The following is a 4,278-nucleotide window of genomic DNA, read 5'->3' as shown; positions in this document are numbered from 1 at the left end:
GGCCAGCGTCGATGGCCGCGAACTGCGCCTCGGCAGCAGCCGCTACATGCGCGAACTCTCGGTGCCGCTGGGCCCGCTCGGCGAGCGGGCGGCGCAGTTGCAGTCCGAAGGCCGCACCGTGTCCTGGCTCGCCGACCTGAGCGCGAGCCCGACCCTGGTCGGCCTGTTGGCCTTCGGCGATCAGCCCAAGGCCAGCKCCGCGGCCGCGATCGAGCGGCTGCATGCGCAGGGCATACGCACCGCCCTGGTGTCGGGCGACAACCGCGGCAGCGCCGAGGCGGTGGCCCGGCTGCTGAAGATCGACACGGTGCGGGCCGAGGTGCTACCGGAGGACAAGGCGGCCATCATCGGCGAACTGAAGGCCGATGGCGTCCGCGTCGCGATGGTGGGCGACGGCATCAACGACGCCCCGGCACTGGCAGCGGCCGACGTCGGCATCGCGATGTCGACCGGGACCGACGTCGCGATGCACGCGGCCGGCATCACGCTGATGCGCGGCGACCCGGCCCTGGTCAGCGACGCTATCGACATCTCGCGCCGCACCTACGCCAAGATCCGGCAGAACCTATTCTGGGCCTTCGCCTACAACGTGGTCGGCATTCCGCTGGCCGCCTTCGGCCTGCTGAACCCGGTCATCGCCGGGGCCGCGATGGCCTTCAGCAGTGTCAGCGTGGTGAGCAATGCGCTGCTGCTGCGGCGCTGGAAAGGACTGGTGCGATGAGCGTGGAACCGTTCAATATCGGCGATGCCGCGTCGCGCTCGGGCGTCTCGGCCAAGATGGTGCGGCACTACGAATCGCTCGGCCTGCTGCCCGAAGTCGCCCGGACCGACGCCGGCTACCGGCAGTACACCGAGAGCAACGTGCACACGCTGCGCTTCATCCGGCGCGCGCGCGACCTCGGCTTCAGCATGGCCGAGATCGCCGAGCTGCTGAAGCTGTGGCAGAACAAGGGCCGCGCCAGCGCCGACGTCAAGCGCATCGCGCTCGACCACGCGGCCGACCTGCACCGCCGCATCGAGGAGATGACGGCGATGAAGAGAACGCTGGAGCGGCTGGCCGACTGCTGCCACGGCGACCAGCGCCCGGACTGCCCGATCCTCGATGAACTGGGCTCTCCCCCCGGCTGACTCGCTGCACCGGCCCTGCCGGACTCACCGATTTTCGAAGCGGTTGAGGTCGAGGATGCCGGCCTGCAGCGGCTGGTCGCGACGATAGCGATCGACCAGCGCGTCGTTGACGGACCAGAAGTCGGGGTGGGTGCGGCGCACCGCGTAGCGCTCGGAGAAGGCCGCGTAATCGGCCTCGGATTTCAGCCGGCGGATCGCCTCGGCCATCGCCGGCAGCTGGGCCGGGCTGAACCGGTAGAAGGCATTGGGGTAGGCGCCGATGACGCCGGGCACGAGGGTCAGCGTGTTCTCGTCGGGCCGCAGTTCGCGGCGCTCGCCGATCAGGTGCGACACGCTCGCGTGGCCGGTGTTGCGCAGCAGGCTGAAGGTGGCCGGCGGGGCACCGGGCGCCTCGACCACCAGCGCGGCATCCTCGGGCAGCCATTGCAGGGACGCACCGCGCACGGCACCGAGTTCACGCAGCCCTGCCCGCCACGCAGGCGGCGCACGGTCGAGCTCGAAGCCCGCTGCCAGCACAGGCGCCAGCCGCGCCTTCATCATGCCGAGCAGTTCGAGCCGCGCATCCGGGGTCTGGTAGCGGATGCCGCTGTCGACCGACAGCGTGGTCGACGGCCCGCCGTAGACCTGCTCGCGCGTCGAACGGCTGTCGGCACGGTACCAGTAGTCGCGCGTCGTGATGCGCTGCGCCTTCGGCAGCAGCACCAGGAAGTTGAACTCGCCCTCCATCCGCAGGAAGTCCATGTAGAGGCGCGAATTGAGCTGGTGCCCCACATTGCCAAAGACGTCGTAGTCGGCGACCAGCAGATAGTGGATGCGCTCCAGCAGCGGATAGCCGATGACCCAGGCAGTCTTGGGTGCGTCGCCGACCAGGCCCTTGACCACGCTGGCGCTGTCGAAATGGCGGAAGACGGTGAGTGCGGCGTTGTCGTTTCGGCCATCGCCGTCCCAAAGCAGACGAAGGTCGAGGTTCTCGGGGTCTCCAAGGCTGCGGGCGAGGTAGTCCGACTTGACGCGCAGGTACTCGTTCTCGAGCTTCGCGTACTGCAGCCACGGCGTCAGCACTTCCTCATTGCTGCTGCCGGTGGGCAGGCGCAACAGGTTGGCATCGCGGGCCAGCAGACCGGCCTGCTCCTGGTCGCTGCGCCCGGGCGCGAGGAAGGTCACCCAGAAGCGGTCCTCGATGACATCGAGCGCCATCTGGCCGCGGCACACCGGGCCCTTGATGAAGCCCATGATCGTGAACTCGGCCTCGTCGAGCATGAATCGGTAGCGCGCATCCACAGGCAGCGCCGCGAAGGTGGAGAAGGGGTTGGCCGCGGTGTCGGCGCTGTAGCCCGGCAGGCGATCGACCGTGTAGGGCGCATCGATGAATAGCGCGCGCCAGCGGGCCATGCGGGCGGCCCCGAGCGCATAGGGCATGTGGGTCTTGGCGACGATGGTCTCGCGCTCAGGGACCAGGCGGTAATAGACGCGCTCGACGCCGGGGTCGTCGACCGGCCGCCGGCTGGCGATTGGCGCCACCGGCTGGCCGGGGGGCGTGGCCGAGCGCACCAGTCTGAAGTACGCGTGCTGCGGATCGTCGTCGAAATAGAGGTGCGCCAGGAACAGGTGCTCGTAGGCATAGCGGCTGAAGAGCCGCTCCTTCGGCGAGTCGCCGTTGAAGAAGCGCTCCCACATCGCGATCCTCTGCAGCGCCAGCGGCGCCGGCGCCGGCGGGCCCTCGTAGGGCGCGCCGCGTTCGATCCAGCGGGTCAGCACGCCGAGCTCGGCCGGGCTCAGTCCCGGCAGTCCGAAGGGCATGCCGCCGAGCGGCATCTTGCGCTCGTAGTCATCGATCTCSGCACCGGCCGGGCACATCGCCTCCCGGCCGAGGGAGAAGTCGAGCCCGCCGCCGACCACGCCGTGGGCCGGCAGCGKGTGCTTCTCCTTCAGCATCAGCAGCCGGTGCATCAGGCCCGCCGTGCGGTTGGCCTCGGGCGTGGGCGCGTGCTCGTTGAGCACCGGGAAGAAACCGAGCTCGCGCCACTCGGAAGGCTTTTCGGCATCGACGAAGAGTCGCGTCGGCGTSGCCGCCCGCAGGCGCGAAGCGTCGTAGACCGGCGTCTTGCTGGCGCCACGCGCCAGGCCCTCCCAGGCCGTRGTCTTGAGCTGGCAGGGCCCGTCGTAGCAGGCATGGCAGGCCACGCAGCGGCGGTCGAGGATCGGCTGGATGGTCTGCGCGTAGGACTCGCCGGGCGGCGGCGCGAGCGGCTGGTCGAAGCGCTTCGGATCGGCCGGCCCGTAGAGTTCGTCGAAGCGATGGAGCGCGATCGTCGTGCAGGCGGCGAGCAAGACGACCAGGATCAGGGATGCGACACGACGCATGCGGGGGCTTTCAGCTTCGACGGTGGATCACGCACTGTACCCGTCGACTCGCCTGCGGGGACCGGCGCTTCTAGGGTCCGTGGGCATCGATCCATTGCCGCCACAGCGCGGCGGCAGCGCTGCGCGTGGCGACTTCGGGGTCGTTCGGGTCGTAGGCGCCGAGCGAGCGCCACAGCGCCCCCCACTCCGCCACCCCCGGCAGCGTGGGCACCACCGCCTGCAGCACCGCGAATGCCCGCTGCCGGGTCAGCGGCGCCTGCGCATCCAGCAGCGGCGCGATCACGGGCAGCGCATCGGCGCCGCGCGCGATCAGCACGTAGGTCGCGAGCGTGTGCGGCGCCCGCAGCACGTCGGGATGGTCGTCGAAGGTCCGCGCGAGCGCCTCCAGCGCATCAGGCGTGCCGATCGCGGCGAGACCCTGGGCCGCCCGCCCGCGCACCAGCGGGTCGCTGTCCGCGAGGGCGGCGCGCAGGGCGTCGGCGGCCACCGGGTCGGCGATCTCGGCGAGGCCCTGGGCGGCCTTCTCGCGCACGCCGGCATCGCGGCTTTCGAGCGCGCGCAGCAGCACCGGCGTCGACGCCCGGCCGGCCACCACCAGCATGGCGAGCGCGCGGGCGCGATCGGTCGAATCGGCCGCATCGAGCCCGCCGAGATCGCCCGGATCGCCGCTCATGGCGCCCTCGACACCGGCGCCGGCCGCGAGAAGGTGACGACCACGCGCCGGTTGGCCCAGCGGTTGGCCTCGCGCGACTGGTCGGCGCCGACCGCGGCGTCACCGCCCTGGTC

4 protein-coding genes are annotated in these 4,278 nt (G+C 70.8%); 2 read left to right on the top strand and 2 right to left on the bottom strand.

The window, feature by feature from the left end; all coding sequences use genetic code 11:
* A partial coding sequence (locus AC1DY5_RS44210) for an HAD-IC family P-type ATPase (protein WP_478120745.1) occupies positions 1–721 on the top strand: 721 nt, incomplete at its 5' end.
* Complete coding sequence (gene cueR, locus AC1DY5_RS44205; protein WP_478120744.1) at positions 718–1,128, top strand: Cu(I)-responsive transcriptional regulator; 411 nt, start codon at positions 718–720, stop codon at positions 1,126–1,128. The genes AC1DY5_RS44210 and cueR, both read left to right, overlap by 4 nt.
* 24 nt (positions 1,129–1,152) lie before the next feature.
* Here cueR and AC1DY5_RS44200 read toward each other — a convergent pair whose 3' ends face one another.
* Entirely contained in the window at positions 1,153–3,492 is a 2,340-nt protein-coding gene (locus AC1DY5_RS44200) for a fatty acid cis/trans isomerase (protein WP_478120743.1), read from the bottom strand.
* A gap of 70 nt (positions 3,493–3,562) precedes the next feature.
* Positions 3,563–4,165 (bottom strand): HEAT repeat domain-containing protein, encoded by a 603-nt coding sequence (locus tag AC1DY5_RS44195; RefSeq protein ID WP_478120742.1) that lies wholly within the window; start codon positions 4,163–4,165, stop codon positions 3,563–3,565.
* Between the last annotated feature and the right edge of the window lie 113 nt (positions 4,166–4,278).

This window comes from Variovorax sp. P4_D9, from assembly GCF_056401695.1.
This window is presented reverse-complemented; position numbering and strand designations above follow the sequence as displayed.